Raw genomic sequence first — 17,382 nt, 5'->3', positions numbered from 1 at the left:
CCTCGACAGGCGAATGGGAGCATCGTGCCACCCCAAGTGGCCGCTATGTGACCGAGTGCCCCCGAACGGCCCCAGATGGGGGCTTAAGGATCAAAAAGAATCCCGCGACAGAGCCACCACGTCGGCACGGCATGATGGGCGCATGCGTGCAGTGGTGCAGAGGGTGGACGGCGCGAGTGTCGTCGTGGACGGGGAAGTGACCGGAGAGATCACGGGCGAGGGCCTGTGCGTCCTCGTCGGGGTCACACACGAGGACACGAAGGAGAAGGCGGCCCAACTGGCCCGCAAACTCTGGTCGGTGCGCATGCTCGCGGACGAGAAGTCGTGCTCCGACATCGACGCCCCGCTGCTCGTCATCAGCCAGTTCACCCTGTACGGCGACGCCCGCAAGGGCCGCCGCCCGACCTGGAACGCGGCAGCCCCCGGCGACGTCGCCGAACCCTTGGTCGACGAGGTGGTCGCCCAACTCCGTTCCCTGGGCGCGACGGTGGCGACGGGCCGCTTCGGCGCACAGATGCGGGTGAGCCTGACGAACGACGGCCCGTTCACGGTCCTGCTGGAGATGTAGGAGCGGTCGTACGGCTGCTACGGCTCGACCACGACCTCCTGCGCAGCAGCCGTGTTGTCCGCGACCAGCCGCGCGTCCAGCGCCACGTTCCGCTTCACCAGCGCCAGCGCGACCGGCCCCAGCTCGTGATGCCGTACGGACGTCGTGATAAACCCGATCTTGCGGCCGTCGGGCCCGTCGTCCGCGAGCCTCAACTCCGTGCCGGCCGGCGGCAGATGGACCTCGCTGCCGTCCAGGTGCAGAAAGACGAGCCGGCGCGGGGGCTTGCCCAGGTTCTGGACGCGGGCGACCGTCTCCTGGCCCCGGTAGCAGCCCTTCTGGAGATGCACCGCCGTGCCGATCCAGCCCAGCTCGTGCGGGATGGTGCGGTGGTCGGTCTCGAAGCCGAGCCGCGGCCGGTGCTGCTCGACCCGCAGCGCCTCGTACGCCAGCAGCCCCGCCGCAGGCCCGGCCTTCTCGGCGAACGACTCCAGCTCGGCACGCGGCAGGAAGAGATCACGCCCGTACGGGGTCTCCCGTACGACAACCCCCTCAGGCACCTCGGAGATCGCCCCCGCGGGGAGGTGGACGACGGCGAACTCAGCTGTCCGGTCGGCGACTTCGACGCGGTAGAAGAACTTCATCGACTCCAGGTAGGCGATCAGCGCCTCCTGGGTGTCCGGCTCCACATGGGCCCAGGTGGTCGTGCCGTCGTCGACGAGATACAGGGCGTGCTCGATGTGACCGTGCGCCGACAGCACCAGCGCCTCGGTGGCCTCGCCCACGGGCAGGTCGCTGACGTGCTGGGTGAGCAGCAGATGCAGCCAGCTCAGCCGGTCGTCGCCGGTGACGGTGATCACGCCGCGGTGGGAGAGGTCGACGAATCCGGTGCCCTCGGCGAGGGCACGCTGTTCACGGAACAGTTCGCCGTAGTGGGCGGCGACGCCTTCGTCCACGCCCTCGGCGGGGACGGCGCCGGGCAGGGACAGCAGAGGGCTCTTCATACGCACAAGCCTACGACTCGGTAGTTGAAACCTTGGCAGAGGAAGCCTTGGCGGCCTTCTGCGCGCAGTCCTCACAGCGCCCGAAGATCGCGAAGTGCTTCATGTCGGTCTCGAACCCGAAGGTCTCGCGCAGCTTGGCGGTGAAGTCCGCGGCGACGGCGACATCCGTCTCGATCACGTTGTCGCAGTCGCGGCAGACGAGGTGGATGTGGTGGTGCCGGTCGGCGAGGTGGTAGGTCGGCGCCCCGTGCCCGAGGTGGGCATGGCTGACCAGCCCCAGTTCCTCCAGCAGCTCCAGGGTCCGGTAGACCGTGGAGATGTTGACCCCCGACGCCGTCTTGCGCACTTCCACGAGGATGTCGTCGGGGCTCGCGTGCTCAAGGGTGTCCACGGCTTCGAGCACAAGCTGCCGCTGGGGGGTCAGCCGGTACCCGCGCTGCCTGAGGTCGCTCTTCCAATCGGTGCTCACCACACCACAGAGTCTAGGTCTACTTGAAGAAAGCGATCCCGTCGTCCGGCATGTCGTCCGGCAGGGCCTTCGCCCAGCGTTCGACGTCCTCCGGGGTGACGACCTTCTTCAGCTGGGCCGACATGTACGGGCGCAGCTCGACGTCCGGGGTCTGCTTCTCGCCGACCCACATCAGGTCGCTGTTCACATAGCCGTACAGCCGCTTGCCGCCGCTGTACGGACCCGAGGCCGCCGTGCGTGCCACGGCGTCGGTCACGATGTCGATCTGGGGCTTCTTGGCGGCCAGCTCGCCGTACCAGACCTCGACGACACCGTCCTGGCGGACCATGACGACCTCGACCTTGCGGTCGGCGTCGATGCGCCAGTAGCCCGACTCGGACTCCAGGGGCCTGACCTTGTTGCCGTCGGCGTCCAGCACCCACGAGTGGGAGTGGTACTCCAGGAAGTCACGTCCGTCGTGCGTGAAGGTGACCTCCTGCCCGAAGTTGCACTTCTCGGCGCCAGGGAAGTCGTGGACGCCCGCGCCGGCCCACTTGCCGAGCAGGAAGACGAGCGGCACAAGATCCTTGTGCAGGTCGGACGGGATCTCGATCATGAGCGGCAGTTCCTGCGATTCGTGGTGACGGGGGTCAGACGGGGGTCAGCGCTGACCCTGGTACAGCTTCTTGACCGTCAGACCGGCGAAGGCGAGAACGCCGACGGCGACCAGAACCAGCAGGGCTTCGAAGAATGCCTCAAGCACGGGGTGCTCCTCGGACGATCGGTTGTGTGCACAAGAGCCGGGCCCAAGCTTACGCGGCCTGGGCCCGGCTCTCTCTGCCAGGTGGGCCCGTACTAGCCGAGCAGCTGGCTCTGGAGGGTCACCGTCTGCTGGAAGGGCACCGCCGGGGCCTCGCCCTTCCGGGACTGCATGATCAGCGCGAGGGTGTCCCCGGCGGCGAGGTAGGCGTAGCGGACCTGTTCGGCGCCGTACGGCTCGGACTCGGTGTAGACGGCAGGCTGGATGTCCTCCGTCCGAGCGGCCTCCGCCGGGAAGTCCTCGTCGACCTCGGTCAGGTCGGCGCCGCGCATCTGGAGTCCCGCGCTGCTGAACGCGGCGAAGTCGGCGGCGAACAGGTCGTCCACGACGGCCGCGCTCTCGAAGCGGAGCAGATAGATACGGGTGTGCGTACCGTCCTCGGTGGTCCAGCCGCGTGCCGCGATGTGGCGCAGGCCGTCGTCGACGAGCTTCTGCCGGAACGTGTCCCGTTCCCCCTCGTCGGCGAACTCCGTCAGGAGGACCCTCGGCGCGAGCCATCCGTCCGAGCCGCTCAGCGACTTGTCCTCCGTCGCCCCCTCGGGAGCGGGCAGTACGAGGGCGCGCAGATCGGCGTGGTGGGTACCGGCCGTGTTCCCCTCGGCGAACGGCCCCGGGCTGCCGGACGGCAGCGGCGGCAGGCTGATCTCCGGGTACTCCCACCGCCCGTCCGACGCGGTCGCCAGCCCCGGTACGTCCGTCCGCTCCATCCGCGTGATCCCGTACGCCGCCGACGCCCCGACGGCCGCGAAGACGACCACGGCGGCGGTCCAGCGCAGGGCGGCCCGCAGGACCCGGCGGTCCTTGCGCACCGGGGGTACGGCGACGACGGGCTCCGTAGCCACGGGCTCAGTGACTGCGGGTTCGGTAACTGTGGGCTCGGTAACTGTGGGCTCGGTCATACCGCCACCCCCGGCGCGGCGATGCGGTCGAGCTGCTCGCTCAGGAGCATCGCGACTCCCTTGGTGTCGAGTGGTGCGGGACCGTCGGCGGTGGCGGTGACCAGGACGTCTCCCTGGTAGGCGGAGCAGTACATGGTTTCGAGGCCGGGACCGTCCGACGCGTCCTCCTCGTCGTCCTCGGGCGGCAGGAAGCACTTGGCGTTCTTGTGGCCCTTGATCTCCGGGCCCGCGCGGAAGACGTCCAGGGCGTCGAGGAACTCCTGCTGGAAGGTTCCGAGGTCCCGTACGGCCGCCGAGCTGCCCATGCGCGCCAGCACGACGTTCACGGTGTAGACGCCCTCGTTGTCACTGAGGTCGCTCACCTCCTCGCTGAGGTAGCTGCGCATCGCCATGCCCTTGATCCGCTGCCTGTCGATCTGCTTCTCCAGCTGCTTGCGCTGGGTACGGGGCAGCCCGCTCAGGGACTCCTTGCGCAGCGCCGTCGCCTGGGCGCCGCTCAGCTGGGCGTCGTACCCGAACTCGCCGAGGTCGGGACCCCGGTGCCAGCCGCTCTCCCCGTACGGCACGAGCACCCCGGCGAGCCCGGACGGGGCCGCCGCCTTGGCGTCGTCGTCGGCCGTCGGCTTCGGGAACTCGAACGCGGGCGCGCCCGCGTCCCGGTCCGCCCCTGCCACGGTGACGACGGTGTAGCCGACCCCGGCGACGACGGCCCCGGCCAGCAGGACCGACCCGAGGGCGAGGGCGACACGGCGCGGGCTCGGACGCGGGCGCTTCCTGGCCGGTACAGCCTCGGATTCAGGTACGGGTACGGGTACGGGTACGGGGTCGGGGCCGGGGTCGGACTCAGTCACGGGTACGGACTCTGGCTCGGTCACAGCTGCTCCATCTGGCGCTTGGCGAGGTCCACGATCAGCTGCTTGGAGATCGGCTTGGAGTCGTAGACCCAGATCTCCATGGCGATGTCACCCCGCCAGGCATACGCCTCGGCGTTGTAGGCCGACACGCCTTCCAGCTCGGCGACCGGCTCCGTGTGGACGTACGCCGTTCCGTCCCCGGTACCGGGGACCGGGTAGCTCTTGGTGCCGTCCTCCTGCTCGGCCCAGTAGTGGCCGTTCTCGGCGGCCTCGGGGGCGGCGACGGTCTCCTCCTGCCGGTACTGGACCAGCCGGATCTCCACACTCGTGTCACCGGCCTCCCAGCCTGTGACGGCGGCCCGCCGGAACTCGGAGCCCAGGAAGCTGCCGAACATGTTGCCGGACTCGTCGTACTCGGCCGCGTAGCCGGCCAGGTCCATCCAGCCGTCCCCGCCCGTCAGGAACTCGGCCTCCTTCGCCCCCTTCGGCTTCTTCAGCAGCAGCTTCCGCAGATCCCCGTCGGTCCGCACCCGCCGGTCCCGTGCCGCGGACAACGGCTCGGGTGCCTCCCCCTCGGCCTGCGCGAGCGTGACCTGCGAGAGCGAGGGCAGCGGGGTGGGGTCGCGGTCGGCCTGTACGAGGTAGCCGACGCAGGTTCCGGCGACGAGCCCGAGCACGGCGGCCGTGGCGATCAGCAGGGTGGTACGCCCACGCCGACGCGCAGGTCTTTCGGGCACTTCCGGTGCTTCGGGCACTTCCGGCGCTTCCGGCACTTCCAAGACATCCCCCACGCAACGCGAAGCACGGATTCCCTATCCGCGCGCACAGGAGACCCATGGCCAACGCCTTGGGTTGCAAGGAAGTTGATTACGATTCGGGCATGGCGAAGAAGCTCGTGATCAAGGTGACAGCGGGGGCCGACGCCCCCGAGCGCTGCTCTCAGGCGTTCACGGTGGCGGCGGTGGCCGTGGCCAGTGGGGTCGAGGTGTCGCTGTGGCTGACCGGGGAGTCGGCGTGGTTCGCGCTGCCGGGCCGGGCCGCCGAGTTCGAGCTGCCGCACGCGGCGCCGCTGCCCGACCTGATCGACTCGGTCCTCGCGGCCGGCCGCCTCACCCTCTGCACCCAGTGCGCGGCCCGCCGGGACATCACGGAGAAGGACGTCATCGAGGGCGTACGGATCGCGGGCGCGCAGGTGTTCGTCCAGGAGGCGATGGCGGACGGGACACAGGCACTCGTCTACTGAACCGTTCACCCGGTTGAGTTGATCCCCGGTGAACCCGCCACTCCCCCACGTCTCGTCACTACGCTGATGCACCGAATCGTGACTGAACGTGACCAATGGGGGACTCCATGCCGAAGCTTCGCCGTGTCGTGGCGTGGTTCATCGACTTCGCGCTGGTGGTCGCGGGGGCCTCGGCCCTCGCCGTGCTCACCTTCCACCGTGTGTCCGCGCTCGTCACCGACGTGCCCGTCCTGGCGGCGCGCGGCGGCCTGGAACTGCTCATGTCGCGCGGCGCCTTCATCGACGCGTCGGCGGAACTCGGTCTCGTGCTGTGGAACAAGGCGGTCCTGTACGTGGAGCAGGCCTTCGTCCTGCTGATCCTCGGCACGTTCCTCTACCAGTGGGCCGCACTGGCGTTCACGGGCAGCACCATCGGCAAGGCCCTGCTCGGCCTGAAGGTCGCCCCGGTCACTTCGGCCGCCCCGCGCCGTGCGGTTCTGCGCGCCGCCGTCACCACCACGGCGGACGTCGCCGTCTACGCGCTGGCCTGCGTCCTGCTGTTCGAGGGCCAGTTCGTGCTCTCGACGCTGGTCTGGGCGACGGCCGTCCTCGTCTTCGTCGGCAACGCCCTGCCGGTCCTCTCCCCCAGCCGCCGCTCCCTGGCCGACCGACTGGCGGGCACGGCCGTCACGGGGATCGAGTTCGGCCGCGGCGACCGGGGCTGATCAGGGCGTGGCCTGCGTCCACAGGCAGAACGGGTGTCCCGACGGGTCCAGCAGGACTCGTACGTCGTCCTGGGGCTGGAAGTCGTGGAGGCGGGCGCCCTCCGACACCGCCCTCGCCGTCTCCCCCGCCAGGTCGTCGACCTCGATGTCCAGGTGGAGCATCATCTGCTGGTCGCCGGGGATGCGGGTGGGCCACACCGGGGGGACGTAGGCACGCTCGGTCTCGAAGGAGAGGGAGACGCCCTCCTCTCCCGGCGGTGGGCCGATGAGGACCCAGTCGGGTTCCTCGCGGCGGATCTCGTAGCCGAGGAGGCGGAGGTAGAAGCCGGCCAGTTCGTGCGCGTCGTGCGCGTCCAGCACCACGGTGGACACTCTCGTACCCGTACGTCCCATGCGGGCCCTCTCCGTCTACTGCTGTCGCCGTCTCTTGCCGTCCAGCTCGTCCCACCACTCGTCGGACTTGGGGTCGCCGGACGGGTCGTCCCACCAGCGGTCGTCCGGGCCGCGGCGGTTGGCGGTCATCGCCGCCAGGGGCGGGATCACCATCGCCACCAGACACATGCCGACCGCCACCGGCATCGACCACAGGCGTACGACGGACCAGGCCAGGACGAAGAGCGTGATGCAGGTGCCCATCATGGCGAAGTACACGTGCCGACGACGTGCGTACATGTGTCCAGGGTAGGCCCGTGCACGGCGAAGGGCCGTACCCCGGAACCACGGGGTACGGCCCTTCGGACACCGGGTGTCAGACGGCGATCGCGACCTCGGCGAGGCCGCCCGTCTGGGCGACGACCGTGCGGTCCGCCGTGCCGCCGGGGACGAGGGCCCGGACGGTCCACGTGCCCTCGGCCGCGTAGAAGCGGAACTGCCCGGTCGCCGAGGTCGGGACCTCGGCGGTGAACTCGCCGGTCGAGTCCAGCAGGCGGACGTATCCGACCACCGGCTCGCCGTCGCGGGTCACCTGACCCTGGATCGTGGTCTCACCGGGCTTGATCGTCGAGGCGTCCGGGCCGCCGGCCTTCGCTCCACACATGTCTTACTCCAAGAGGGGTTTGACCGGACGGCAGGGAAGGCCGGTCGGGGTGTACGGGGGTTCGCTTACTTGTTGGCGCCGAGCTCGATCGGGACGCCGACCAGGCTGCCGTACTCGGTCCAGGAGCCGTCGTAGTTCTTGACGTTCTCCACGCCGAGCAGCTCGTGCAGGACGAACCAGGTGAGCGCGGAACGCTCACCGATGCGGCAGTAGGCGATGGTGTCCTTGGCGAGGTCCACCTGCTCGTCGGCGTAGAGCTCCTTCAGCTCGTCGTCCGACTTGAAGGTGCCGTCGTCGTTGGCGTTCTTCGACCACGGGATGTTGCGGGCGGACGGGACGTGGCCCGGGCGCTGCGACTGCTCCTGCGGGAGGTGGGCAGGCGCGAGCAGCTTGCCGCTGAACTCGTCGGGCGAGCGGACGTCGACCAGGTTCTGCGAGCCGATCGCGGCGACCACGTCGTCGCGGAAGGCACGGATGGACTTGTCCTGCGGCTTGGCCTTGTAGTCGGTGGTGGCGCGCGAGGGGACCTCTTCCACCAGCTCGCGGGCGTCCAGCTCCCACTTCTTGCGGCCGCCGTCGAGCAGCTTGACGCTGTCGTGGCCGTACAGCTTGAAGTACCAGTAGGCGTACGAGGCGAACCAGTTGTTGTTGCCGCCGTAGAGGACGACCAGGGTGTCGTTGCCGATGCCCTTCGCCGAGAGGAGCTTCTCGAAGCCCTCCTGGTCGATGAAGTCACGGCGGACCGGGTCCTGGAGGTCCTTGGTCCAGTCGATCCGGATGGCGTTGCGGATGTGGTTCTTCTCGTAGGCGGACGTGTCCTCGTCCACCTCGACGATGGCGATGTCGGCGTTGTCGAGGTTGGCCTCGACCCAGTCGGCGTCGACCAGTACGTCGCTGCGGCTCATGCTGTTTCTCCTCCGGGGCAGTTGCGGGGGCAGGTATGGCAGGGGTGGCGGGGTGCGACTCGCGCACCGGGCCCTTGGATCAGGGCGCCAGGGGTGCGGAAGGAATGGGGCCGCTGAGGCCGCGCGCTTCCGCTCAGAAAGGGCGACAGAGCATGGCGGCGACGCGGCACAGGTCTACTGCCCGCCGCTTCGTGAGGTCCGCCTGTCGCTGCATAGCGTCGATCGTAGGGACGGATTGCCGGGGATGTCACCGGCATGTCGTATGGTGAGATGCGATCGTCCACAATGTGGGATACGAGGGGGGAGGGGTGCCCTCGCCACAGGGGTGCGGGCCGGGGCGGCGGGCATGCGCCCGTCACCCATCTGCTGTACGGACAGTCCCGTCTCGCCAGTTGGACGCCCTCGTCCCGGGCGGCGGTTGTCGGCCTGACGCGTCCTACCCCGCCAGGCTGACGTTCGAACCCTTCACCGAGATGTCCACACCGGTCTTCCCCGCCTCGACCGAGTCCAGCTCGATGCCGCCGGGCAGGCCCTCGATCTTCTGTTCGAAGTCGGCGATCGACTGGACCTCGGCGTCGGCGAGCTGGATGTCGTCGTTCAGGTTGGGGATCGAGTCGGCGCGCACCCGGACGGTGTTCCCGTCGACGACGGTGACGCTGCTCAGCAGGTACACGGGCTGCTTCAGGGTGCTCACCTCGACGGCGACCTTGATCTTGCCGTTGCCGCCGTCGGAGAGGCCGACGACCTTCGCGGTGATGCCCAGCGGCAGCTGGGTCTCCTGCGCGTTGGCGGCCTTGAGGAGCTGGTCGTAGGAGATGGTCGCGCTGCCGGTGGCGGTGGCCGCGGTGGCGGAGCTGTAGTCGCCGGTGAACTCGACGCCGCGCATCTGGGCGTTCAGGTCGTCGATGCGGATGTTCTGGCCGGAGACCCCGGTGGCGGCCTCGTAGTCCTTGATGCCGACCTCGACGTCGTCGAGTTCGCCGCCGGCGACCTGGGTGAGGAAGGGGAAGCCCTTGATCGACACGTCCGGGGTGGTGGCCAGGCCCTCGCTGGCCTTGAGGCGGTCCGCGACCTCGTCCTCCGCGAAGCCGACGGCGACGCGGTCGGCGATCACGAAGAGGCCGCCGAGGACGACGGCCACGATGAGGAGAATTCGGAATGCACGCATGCTCGCGACGGTACCCGGGGGCGGGCGTGGCAGGGGGCGGGGTGTGGAGGTTGTAGATCAGGTGTGACGTTTCCCCGGCGCCGCCAACGCCGTCAAGGCCGCCAAGGCCACCGGGACGCGGTCCAGCACCGGGAACGGCACGAGGCCGTAGTGGTAGAAGTCCACGGCGTCCGCCCCGCCCGGCCCGGTGGCCGCGACGGCCTTGGCCGCGAGGTGCTCGGCGGAGGTGGTGTCGGGGGCTCCAGGGCGCAGCACCACGCGCAGGGCGCAGGAGTCGGGCAGTACGTCCCGATAGGCGGCGGTGTCGTCCGCGACCCGCTCGGCGTCCCGCGCGTAGGCGAGGACCACGTATCCGGGGACCACCGCGCCGACCGCCGCCGGGTCGACCCCGATCCGCCAGGCCTCGTCGACGGCGAGGGCGCCGGTCGGACGGCCGTCCGCGTAGCCCTTGACCGCACCGGTCAGATCGAGGAAGAGCAGCTGGGATCCCTCGCCGGCGACGGCGTCGGCGACGGTCGCCGCCAGGGAGGTGACGGTGGCGGCGCGGGTACGGACGTAGGCGGCGAGGGGATCGGGGAGCGCGTCGGGGGCCGTCAGCTCGGCGAGGTGCGGCTCCGCGCCGTCCAGCACCCGGCCGACCAGCCGTGCGGCCTCGGTGCGGGCCGCTTCGGGGTCGGCTCCGGCGGTCTGGGCGCGGGCGGTGCAGTGGTCGCAGAAGCACAGGCCCAGGAGGAAGTCCTCCAGTGGGCCCAGGGGGACGAAGCTGCGTTCGTGGTGGTAGCCGTGGCCGAAGGTGCCGTAGTGGAGGGACTCGGCGACCACCGCGTCCACGCCCTGGCGGGCCACCGCGCGGGCCAGGGCCACGGCGTAGGCCCGTACGTCGGGGTGGGCCGGGCACAGGTCGGCCGGGGCGGCCCGGTCGCCGAAGCAGTTCTGCTGGGTGACGTCGGGGTGGGCCAGGCCGAGGGTGGTGTTGTGCAGGAAGACGGTCCAGCCGTGCAGGGCGGCTCCCCGCTCGGCCGTCAGTCGCCGTATCTCGCGGAGCGGCTCCTCCGCCGCCCCCGGCTGCGTGGGCGGGGTGAGGCGCAGCCCGTCGAAGAGGTCGGCGGGCGGGACGAAGTGGGCGCCGTCCCCGCGCAGGGTGACCCTGGCCGGGCCGTGCGGGGTGACGTCGCGGGCGCGGTGGTAGGCGGCGGCGACGGTGAGGGTGTCGCAGCCATAGGTGTTCACTACGCGGTCCAGGACGGTGGTGGGGCCCTCGGCTCGTAGGTCCTCCACGAAGACGTACGCGGACGCCGACGGGGGCGGGGGCGGGGACGTCGGGGACGCCACGGGCGTCGAGGGCGCCACAGACGTGTCCAGCAGCGGGGACGCCGTGGGCGTCGAGGACTCCGAGGGCGGTTTCATCGTGCGGCTCCTTCGCGGGGTCAGTGGCCGTTGTCCTTGTCCCTGGCCCGGGAGGAGCCGAGGACGTGGGAGATCTCCAGGCCCGTCCGGACGACCATCGGGCCGACCTCGCGGACCCGGGTGGGCGTCATCCGGGTGGTGAGGCCGGACACGCTGACCGCCCCGACCGCCGCGTCGGTGTGGTCGAAGACGGGCGCGGCCACGCACCGCACCTCCGGCTCGTTCTCGCGGTCGTCGATGGCGTAGCCCTCCCGCCGGACCCGGTCCAGCTCGGCGCGCAGCCGCTGCGGGTCGGTCGTCGTGTGCGGGGTGACCGGGGGCATCCCGGCGGCGACCACGACCTGGAACTCCTCCTCGCCCAGCCAGGCGAGGATCGCCTTGCCGACGGCCGTGCGGTACGCGGGGACCCGGCTGCCGACCCGGGACGCCATCCGGACGTTGGTCTCGTTCTCCACCTTGTCGATGTAGACGATGTCCGGCGGCTGGTAGACGACGAGATGGCAGGTCTCCCCCACCGCGTGCTGGAGCAGCCGCAGCGGTTCCGTCGCCACGGTCCGCAGGTCGAGCGAGGAGAGATACGACTGACCGAGCCGAAGCGTCCCGTGGCCGAGCCGGAACCAGCCCGTCTCGCGGTCGCGGACCAGCAGGTCGGCGTCGATGAGGGGGGCGGCCAGCCGGAGCACCGTGCTCTTGTTGATGGCGAGATCCTCGGCGAGCCGGGTGAGCGAGATGCCCCGGCCGGGGCCCGCGTGGTCGCGCACGTGCTCCAGGACGGTGAGCGCGCGGCGCAGCGACGAGGACTGGTTGCGGCGGGCCGGCGAGCCCGGGGTCGGGGTGTCCGTCATGTCGTACTCCTCGGCAGCAGTCCGCGGGCGACCGTGTCGCGGGCTGCGGCCAGGTGGCGTCCGGCGCGGGCGAGCGAGATCTCGTGGTGGCCGGGGAAGAGGGCGTCGACGTCCAGGGCCGCCAGCCTGGTCAGACTCGCCGCGTACTCGGGTACTCGGCAGTCGTGCAGATTCTGGAGGGAGATACGGCCTCCGGTGAAGACGCAGTCCCCGGAGAAGAGGGCGGTGTAGTCCGGGGTGCGCAGGTGGTAGCAGGTGTGGCCGTCGGCGTGGCCGGGGGTCGCGACGGCACGCAGGACCACTCCGCCGCCGAGGTCGATCTCCTCGTTGTCGGCGATGGGCTCGACCGTCGGGCAGGGGGCGAAGGTGTAGTCGGGTGGGTAGTAGCCGGCCGCCTTGCCCTTGTCGAGGCTGATGCCCTGTTCGTCGCCGGTCGCGATCCAGTGCGTGGCGGCTGCGCCGGCTCTTACGCGCAACTCGGGCCGGCGGGTGGCCAGTTCGGCTGCGCCGCCTGCGTGGTCGGCGTGGGCGTGGGTGAGGAGGAGGTGGTCCGGTGGGGCCACGTCCAGGTCCAGGGGCAGGGGGGAGTTTCCTGCTCCTGCGTCGATCAGGGCGGTGTGCCTGGCGCCCTGTACGAGGTAGGCGTGGCAGTCGAGGGGGTCGGTCAGGTCGAAACCGTATGCTCCGCTGGCTACGAGGGTGACGTGAGGGGTCAGGCGCATGTGGGGGGCCTTTCCGATGGTGGGCGGGTGCGGGTGCGTTGTGGCTGGTCGCGCCCTGCGGCGGAGCCGCGAACAGACACAGCCCCGCGCCCCTTAAGGGTCGCTATCACCACCCTCGTTACCAGTTCCACCTCTTTCACCTCCACCGACTCCTCCGCCGCGTGTGCGTCCTCCACCCTTCCCGGGCCGAAGACCACCGACGGGATCCCCGCCCCCGCCAACTTGCTGGCGTCCGTGCCGAAAGGCATGCCCTGTACCTCGTACGGATGGCCGTGTTCGCGGAGCGCCTCGCGCAGCGCCGTGACTATGTCCGCGTCGGATGCCGTCTCCAGGGCCGGGTCCACCGTGAACGGTGGGTCCACCTCGGCGCCCAGGGCGGCCAGTTCGGTCCGGTCGGCCTGCCAGACGGTGTCCAGGTCTTCACCCGGAAGTGTGCGGCGGTCGATGTCCGCCTCGCACACTCCCGGGATCGTGTTGGGGCCCGTGCCGCCCCGGATACGGGTGACCGTGCGGGTCGCCGGGCCGAGGAGGGGGTGGAGAGGGGTGGTCGGGGCGTGGGCGGCGAGGTGGGCGATGACCGGTGCCATCAGGGTGATCGCGTTCACCGCCTCCTCGGGGCGTGAACTGTGCCCGGCCCGGCCCCTCGTACGGATCGTGTAGCGGACGACCCCCTTGTGCGCGACCGCCGGGACCAGTCCCGTCGGTTCGCCTACGATCGCGCCCACAACCGAGCGGTCGGCCAGGGTGTCCAGCAGGTGCAGGACACCCCGGTACGCGTGCTCCTCGTCGCAGACCCCCGCCAGTACGACCGTGCGCGGCGGCGGCTCCCCCAGAGCCAAGTCGGCGAGGGCCAGCATGAACGCCGCCAGCGGACCCTTCGCGTCGCAGGCGCCCCTCCCGTACAGCCGGCCGTCCCGGATCTCCCCGGCGTACGGGTCGACGGTCATGCCGTCCGTCTCGACCGTGTCGAGGTGGGACTCCAGCAGGACCGCCTCCGCGCTGCGGCCCGGTACGACGGCCACGACGTTGTGGCGGCCCGGCAGGACCTCGTACAACTCGGCCCGTACGCCCCGCCGTCGCAGCCAGTCCCGGACGTACTCCGCGACGGCCGTCTCACCGCCGTCGCCCGGCCCGCCACGGGGGTTGACGCTCGGGATGCGCACCAGGTCCCGCAGCAACCCCTCGACCTCCGTCGTCATGTACGGCGCTCCCTCGCGTACACCAGCAGCAGACCCATGATCAGCAGGCCGAGGACCACCTGCCGTACGCCCTCCGAGAGGTTCCAGGAGGTGAGGAGCGCGGTCAGGAGGGTGAGGAGGAGGGCGCCGCCGACCGTGCCGAGGAGGTGTCCGCGGCCCCCGAGGATCGATGTGCCGCCCAGCACCACCGAGGCGATCGAGAGGAGCTGGTACGGGTTTCCCATGGTCAGCGAGCTGGTGCCGGTGAAGCCGAGGAGCACCAGGCCGGCCACACCCGCCAGCAGCGCGCAGGCCGTGTACGCGATGAACGCCGTCGTGACCAGTGGCACCCCGGACGCCCTGGCCGCGTCCTCGCCGGCGCCGAGCGCGAAGGCGTACCGGCCCGTGCGGGAGAGGTGCAGCAGCCAGAACGCGGCGGCCGTGAGAGCCAGCCACAGCACGAACGCCCAAGGGACGCCCAACACCCGGTCGTTGGCCAGCGCGTCCAGCAGCGGCAGCTGCGCCGAGCTGGGCGAACCGTCCGTGTACACCAGCAGGGCACCGGCCAGGATCGTGCCGCTGGCGAGGGTCATCACCATCGGCGGTACGCGCAGCCACACCACCCCGGCCGCGTTCACCGCGCCGACCAGCGCGCAGAGCAGCAGCGCCACCGCAATGCCCGTCGCGCCGCCGCCCGTACCGGAGGCGACCTTGGCGCACACCACCGCCGACAGGGCGACCACGCCCGACACCGACAGGTCGATGCCGCTCATCATGACGACCAGCGTCTGGCCGACGGCGACGATGCCCAGGAAGGACGCCGTCTGCACCAGGTAGCGGAAGTTGGCGAGGCTGTCGAAGCCGTCCGCGAACAGGACGGCGGCGAGCCAGGTGACCCCGAGCACGCCGAACGCCCAGGCCGCACGACTCCCGCGCAGCGCGGCCACCGACACAGCAAGGCTGCTCATACGGCCGCCTCCCTCGTGAGGTACGTCTTCAGGGCGAGCGCGACGACGAGGATCACGCCCTGCGCGACGAGTTGGTAGAACGGCGAGATGCCGGTGAAGAGGAGCAGGTTGGTCAGCAGGCCGATCACCAGCGCGCCCAGCACCGTGCCGCGCATCCGGCCGACCCCGCCGAAGAAGCTGATGCCGCCCAGCACGGCGGCGGCGATGGAGTTGAGGGTGTACGGGGCGCCGATCGTCGGATCCGCCGAGCCGGTCTGGACGGCCAGCCCGATCCCGGCGAGCCCGGTGAACGCGCCGGCCAGCGCGTACCCCGAGATCTTCACCGCCCGGGTGTGGAGGCCGCTGGCGTAGGCGCCGTGCTCGTTGCCGCCGACGGCGTAGAGCGCGAGGCCGTGGCGAGTCGTGCGCAGGAGTTTCCAGCCGACGAGCACTACGGCTACGGCCACTGCGGGCAGCGCGACCCCGTTCCAGCCGTTGTTGTACGCGTCGACGAGGCCGCCGGGCACCGTCCCGCCCGGTTGCGGCAGCACCACGAGGGTGACCCCGCCCCAGAGGAACGACGCGGCGAGCGTGACGACGATCGGGGGCAGTCCGGCGTACGCGACGAGCGTGCCGTTGACGGCTCCGGCGGCGACGGCGACGAGGAGGGCGAGTACGGCCGCCGTGATCACTCCGCCCGCGCCCTGGGCGTCGTACGTCGCGAACACGGCCATGGCGAGGCCGAGCACCGCGCCCAGGGACAGGTCGATCCCGCCGAGCAGCATCACCGTCGTCTGTCCGGCCGCCGCCAGGATCAGCGGCAGGAACTGGGCGGACAGGATGGTGATCGACGCGGGGGTGAGGAGAGTCGAGTCGTAGTGCTGGTAGGCGACCAGCAGCACGAGCAACAGGGCGGCCAGGGCGAGGAGGTCGGTGTTGCCGCGTGCGGCACCCGTGAGGCGCTCACGCACGGACCACGCTCCCGGTGCCGTCGGCAGTAGTGCCCATGACGGACGCCCTGACCAGGCGTTCCTCGGTCAGCTCGGGGCCGCTGAGGCGGTCGACGACCGTCCCCTCGTACAGGACGGCGACCTCGTCGCACAGGCCGACCAGTTCCATGGTGTCTCCGGAGGTGACGAGCACCGCGAGGCCGTCGTCGGCCAGGCGGCGCAGCAGATGGTAGATCTCGCGCTTCGTCCCGATGTCGATGCCCCGGGTCGGCTCGGCGAGCAGCAGGACCCGGGGTCCGGTCGGCAGCCACTTGGCCAGCGCGACCTTCTGCTGGTTGCCGCCGGACAGCCGCCGCACCTCCTGCGCGGGCGAGGCCGCCTTCACCCGCAGCCGCCCGATCAACTCGTCGACCAGCGCGGCCTCGGCACCGCGCGAGACGGTGGTGAGCCGCCGGGCCGGGGCGAGTTCGCGCATGCTGGGCAGTACGAGGTTGTCGCGCACGCTGCGCACGGCGTGCACGCCCTCGGTCTTGCGGTCCTCGGGCACGTACGCGATCCGGTGCCGGATGGCGTCCCGGGGAGAGGCGAGGCGCACCGGACGGCCGTCGTGGGTGACGGCCCCGGTGTGCCGGACGAGCCCGAACAGGGCCCGCAGCACCTCGCGTTGGCCCTGCCCCTGGAGTCCGCCGAGTCCGGTGATCCGCCCGGGGACGAGGTCGAGGTCGATGCCGGAGCAGGCCCTGGGAACGGTGAGCCCCCGCACTCGGAGCAGGGGCTCGGGGGCGCTGACGGAGCCGGGGGGTGCGGTGGTCGCCGGCGCACCGGGCAAGGCGGCAGGCCCTCCGCCCGGAGAGGCGGCCAGGGCGGCCTCCCCGTCCGTGCCGCCCGCGGCGGACGGACCTCGGGGGTCTGCGTCGGCCGCCCAGACCGTCGCCGCTCGGCAACCCGCCTTCGGCGGGAACAGGTCCGACAGTTCCCGTCCCACCATCAACCGCACGATGTCGTCGTGATCCGTGTCCTCCCGGTCCCGGGTCGCCATCACGGCACCGTCCTTCAGGACCGTCAACCGGTCGCTGATGGCGAAGAGTTCGGCCATGCGATGGCTCACGAAGATCGCTGCGCCGCCCGCCTCACGCAGCTCACGAACCACCCGGAACACGGCGGCCACCTGGTCCTCGTCCAGCGCGGACGTGGCCTCGTCGAGGATGAGGAGGCGGGGGTCGCCCGCCAACGCCTTTGCCAGTTCGACCAGTTGCTGCCGGCCCAGGGGCAGTCGGCCTGCCGGGGTACGCGGGTCGACGTCCAGGCCGACCCGGGCGAGCAGCGGCTCGGCGCGGGCCGCGAGGTCCCGGGCCCGGACCAGGCCCCGCCGGGAGGGCCAGGATCCGAGGAAGACGTTCTCCGCGACGCTCTGGTGCGGGTTGAGGCTCAGCTCCTGGTGCACGGAGCCGATCCCGGCGGCCCGGGCGCGGTGGGGAGACCACGCCCGGGCAACCGGAGCGCCGTCGAAGACGACGCGGCCCGAGTCCGGTGTCAGGAGCCCGGTGATCAGGGAGAGCACGGTGGACTTGCCGGCCCCGTTCTCCCCGACGAGCGCCAGCACCTCCCCGGGCCCGACCTCGAAACTCACGTCCGTGAGCACCCGGTTGCCCGCGAACGACTTCGACACCTTCTCCACGCTCAGCAGCGCCACGGTCGTCACCCG

The 17,382-nt window shown here is 71.0% G+C and carries 22 protein-coding genes; 3 read left to right on the top strand and 19 right to left on the bottom strand.

Annotated features, from left to right (window positions below; genetic code table 11):
* Positions 1–142: 142 nt before the first annotated feature.
* The gene (gene dtd, locus OG787_RS26115) at positions 143–568 is read left to right on the top strand and encodes a D-aminoacyl-tRNA deacylase (protein ID WP_369036181.1); all 426 of its coding nucleotides are present in this window, start codon (positions 143–145) and stop codon (positions 566–568) included.
* A 17-nt stretch (positions 569–585) separates the two neighbouring features.
* On the opposite strand, the gene OG787_RS26110 is transcribed toward dtd, so the two are convergent.
* The 6 genes from OG787_RS26110 to OG787_RS26085 form a co-directional block, all read right to left on the bottom strand.
* Complete coding sequence (locus OG787_RS26110) at positions 586–1,551, bottom strand: YgfZ/GcvT domain-containing protein (protein WP_405536542.1); 966 nt, start codon at positions 1,549–1,551, stop codon at positions 586–588.
* Between the two features lie 10 nt (positions 1,552–1,561).
* Positions 1,562–2,023: a Fur family transcriptional regulator gene (locus OG787_RS26105; RefSeq protein WP_369036179.1), complete on the bottom strand. Its 462-nt coding sequence runs from the start codon at positions 2,021–2,023 to the stop codon at positions 1,562–1,564.
* Positions 2,024–2,039: 16 nt separating this feature from the next.
* The gene (locus tag OG787_RS26100) at positions 2,040–2,615 is read right to left on the bottom strand and encodes an FABP family protein (protein WP_369036178.1); all 576 of its coding nucleotides are present in this window, start codon (positions 2,613–2,615) and stop codon (positions 2,040–2,042) included.
* Positions 2,616–2,854: 239 nt separating this feature from the next.
* On the bottom strand, positions 2,855–3,718 hold the full coding sequence (locus tag OG787_RS26095) for a hypothetical protein (RefSeq protein WP_405536540.1): 864 nt from the start codon (positions 3,716–3,718) through the stop codon (positions 2,855–2,857).
* Positions 3,715–4,569, bottom strand: coding sequence for a hypothetical protein (locus tag OG787_RS26090; protein WP_405536539.1), 855 nt, complete (start codon positions 4,567–4,569; stop codon positions 3,715–3,717). Before OG787_RS26090 ends, OG787_RS26095 begins: the two co-directional genes overlap by 4 nt.
* A gap of 20 nt (positions 4,570–4,589) precedes the next feature.
* Positions 4,590–5,309 (bottom strand): hypothetical protein, encoded by a 720-nt coding sequence (locus OG787_RS26085; RefSeq protein WP_405536538.1) that lies wholly within the window; start codon positions 5,307–5,309, stop codon positions 4,590–4,592.
* A gap of 143 nt (positions 5,310–5,452) precedes the next feature.
* Here OG787_RS26085 and OG787_RS26080 point away from each other — a divergent pair, with 143 nt between their 5' ends.
* Both OG787_RS26080 and OG787_RS26075 read left to right on the top strand, forming a co-directional pair.
* Positions 5,453–5,815 (top strand): DsrE family protein, encoded by a 363-nt coding sequence (locus tag OG787_RS26080; RefSeq protein ID WP_235477124.1) that lies wholly within the window; start codon positions 5,453–5,455, stop codon positions 5,813–5,815.
* 107 nt (positions 5,816–5,922) lie between these two features.
* Positions 5,923–6,519, top strand: coding sequence for an RDD family protein (locus OG787_RS26075; protein ID WP_369036173.1), 597 nt, complete (start codon positions 5,923–5,925; stop codon positions 6,517–6,519).
* Here OG787_RS26075 and OG787_RS26070 read toward each other — a convergent pair whose 3' ends face one another.
* From OG787_RS26070 to OG787_RS26010, 13 genes are all read right to left on the bottom strand, one after another.
* A complete protein-coding gene (locus tag OG787_RS26070) occupies positions 6,520–6,912 on the bottom strand; it encodes a VOC family protein (protein ID WP_405536537.1) in 393 nt (130 codons plus the stop codon). It lies immediately after the preceding gene.
* A 15-nt stretch (positions 6,913–6,927) separates the two neighbouring features.
* Complete coding sequence (locus tag OG787_RS26065) at positions 6,928–7,191, bottom strand: DUF3099 domain-containing protein (protein WP_369036171.1); 264 nt, start codon at positions 7,189–7,191, stop codon at positions 6,928–6,930.
* A 76-nt stretch (positions 7,192–7,267) separates the two neighbouring features.
* Positions 7,268–7,555: a DUF1416 domain-containing protein gene (locus tag OG787_RS26060; RefSeq protein WP_093780197.1), complete on the bottom strand. Its 288-nt coding sequence runs from the start codon at positions 7,553–7,555 to the stop codon at positions 7,268–7,270.
* Positions 7,556–7,620: 65 nt separating this feature from the next.
* The gene (locus OG787_RS26055) at positions 7,621–8,460 is read right to left on the bottom strand and encodes a sulfurtransferase (RefSeq protein ID WP_369036170.1); all 840 of its coding nucleotides are present in this window, start codon (positions 8,458–8,460) and stop codon (positions 7,621–7,623) included.
* Positions 8,461–8,593: 133 nt separating this feature from the next.
* The gene (locus tag OG787_RS26050) at positions 8,594–8,674 is read right to left on the bottom strand and encodes an Ms5788A family Cys-rich leader peptide (protein ID WP_351335063.1); all 81 of its coding nucleotides are present in this window, start codon (positions 8,672–8,674) and stop codon (positions 8,594–8,596) included.
* 222 nt (positions 8,675–8,896) lie between these two features.
* Positions 8,897–9,628 carry a DUF2993 domain-containing protein gene (locus OG787_RS26045; protein WP_369036169.1) on the bottom strand — a complete coding sequence of 244 codons (732 nt, stop codon included), beginning with the start codon at positions 9,626–9,628 and terminating at the stop codon, positions 8,897–8,899.
* A gap of 57 nt (positions 9,629–9,685) precedes the next feature.
* Complete coding sequence (locus tag OG787_RS26040; RefSeq protein ID WP_405536536.1) at positions 9,686–11,035, bottom strand: hypothetical protein; 1,350 nt, start codon at positions 11,033–11,035, stop codon at positions 9,686–9,688.
* Positions 11,036–11,055: 20 nt separating this feature from the next.
* Complete coding sequence (locus tag OG787_RS26035; protein ID WP_369036167.1) at positions 11,056–11,880, bottom strand: IclR family transcriptional regulator; 825 nt, start codon at positions 11,878–11,880, stop codon at positions 11,056–11,058.
* Entirely contained in the window at positions 11,877–12,602 is a 726-nt protein-coding gene (locus OG787_RS26030; protein ID WP_405536535.1) for an MBL fold metallo-hydrolase, read from the bottom strand. The genes OG787_RS26035 and OG787_RS26030 overlap by 4 nt, the downstream gene beginning before the upstream one ends.
* Positions 12,593–13,801 (bottom strand): M20 family metallopeptidase, encoded by a 1,209-nt coding sequence (locus OG787_RS26025; protein WP_405536534.1) that lies wholly within the window; start codon positions 13,799–13,801, stop codon positions 12,593–12,595. Before OG787_RS26025 ends, OG787_RS26030 begins: the two co-directional genes overlap by 10 nt.
* Positions 13,798–14,748, bottom strand: coding sequence for an ABC transporter permease (locus OG787_RS26020; RefSeq protein ID WP_405536533.1), 951 nt, complete (start codon positions 14,746–14,748; stop codon positions 13,798–13,800). Before OG787_RS26020 ends, OG787_RS26025 begins: the two co-directional genes overlap by 4 nt.
* Positions 14,745–15,698 carry an ABC transporter permease gene (locus tag OG787_RS26015; protein ID WP_369036163.1) on the bottom strand — a complete coding sequence of 318 codons (954 nt, stop codon included), beginning with the start codon at positions 15,696–15,698 and terminating at the stop codon, positions 14,745–14,747. The genes OG787_RS26020 and OG787_RS26015 overlap by 4 nt, the downstream gene beginning before the upstream one ends.
* The gene (locus tag OG787_RS26010; protein WP_405536532.1) at positions 15,691–17,379 is read right to left on the bottom strand and encodes a sugar ABC transporter ATP-binding protein; all 1,689 of its coding nucleotides are present in this window, start codon (positions 17,377–17,379) and stop codon (positions 15,691–15,693) included. The genes OG787_RS26015 and OG787_RS26010 overlap by 8 nt, the downstream gene beginning before the upstream one ends.
* Positions 17,380–17,382: the final 3 nt, after the last annotated feature.

Origin of the sequence: Streptomyces sp. NBC_00075, assembly GCF_045041225.1 — a bacterium.
Taxonomy (GTDB): domain Bacteria; phylum Actinomycetota; class Actinomycetes; order Streptomycetales; family Streptomycetaceae; genus Streptomyces; species Streptomyces adonidis.
This window is presented reverse-complemented; position numbering and strand designations above follow the sequence as displayed.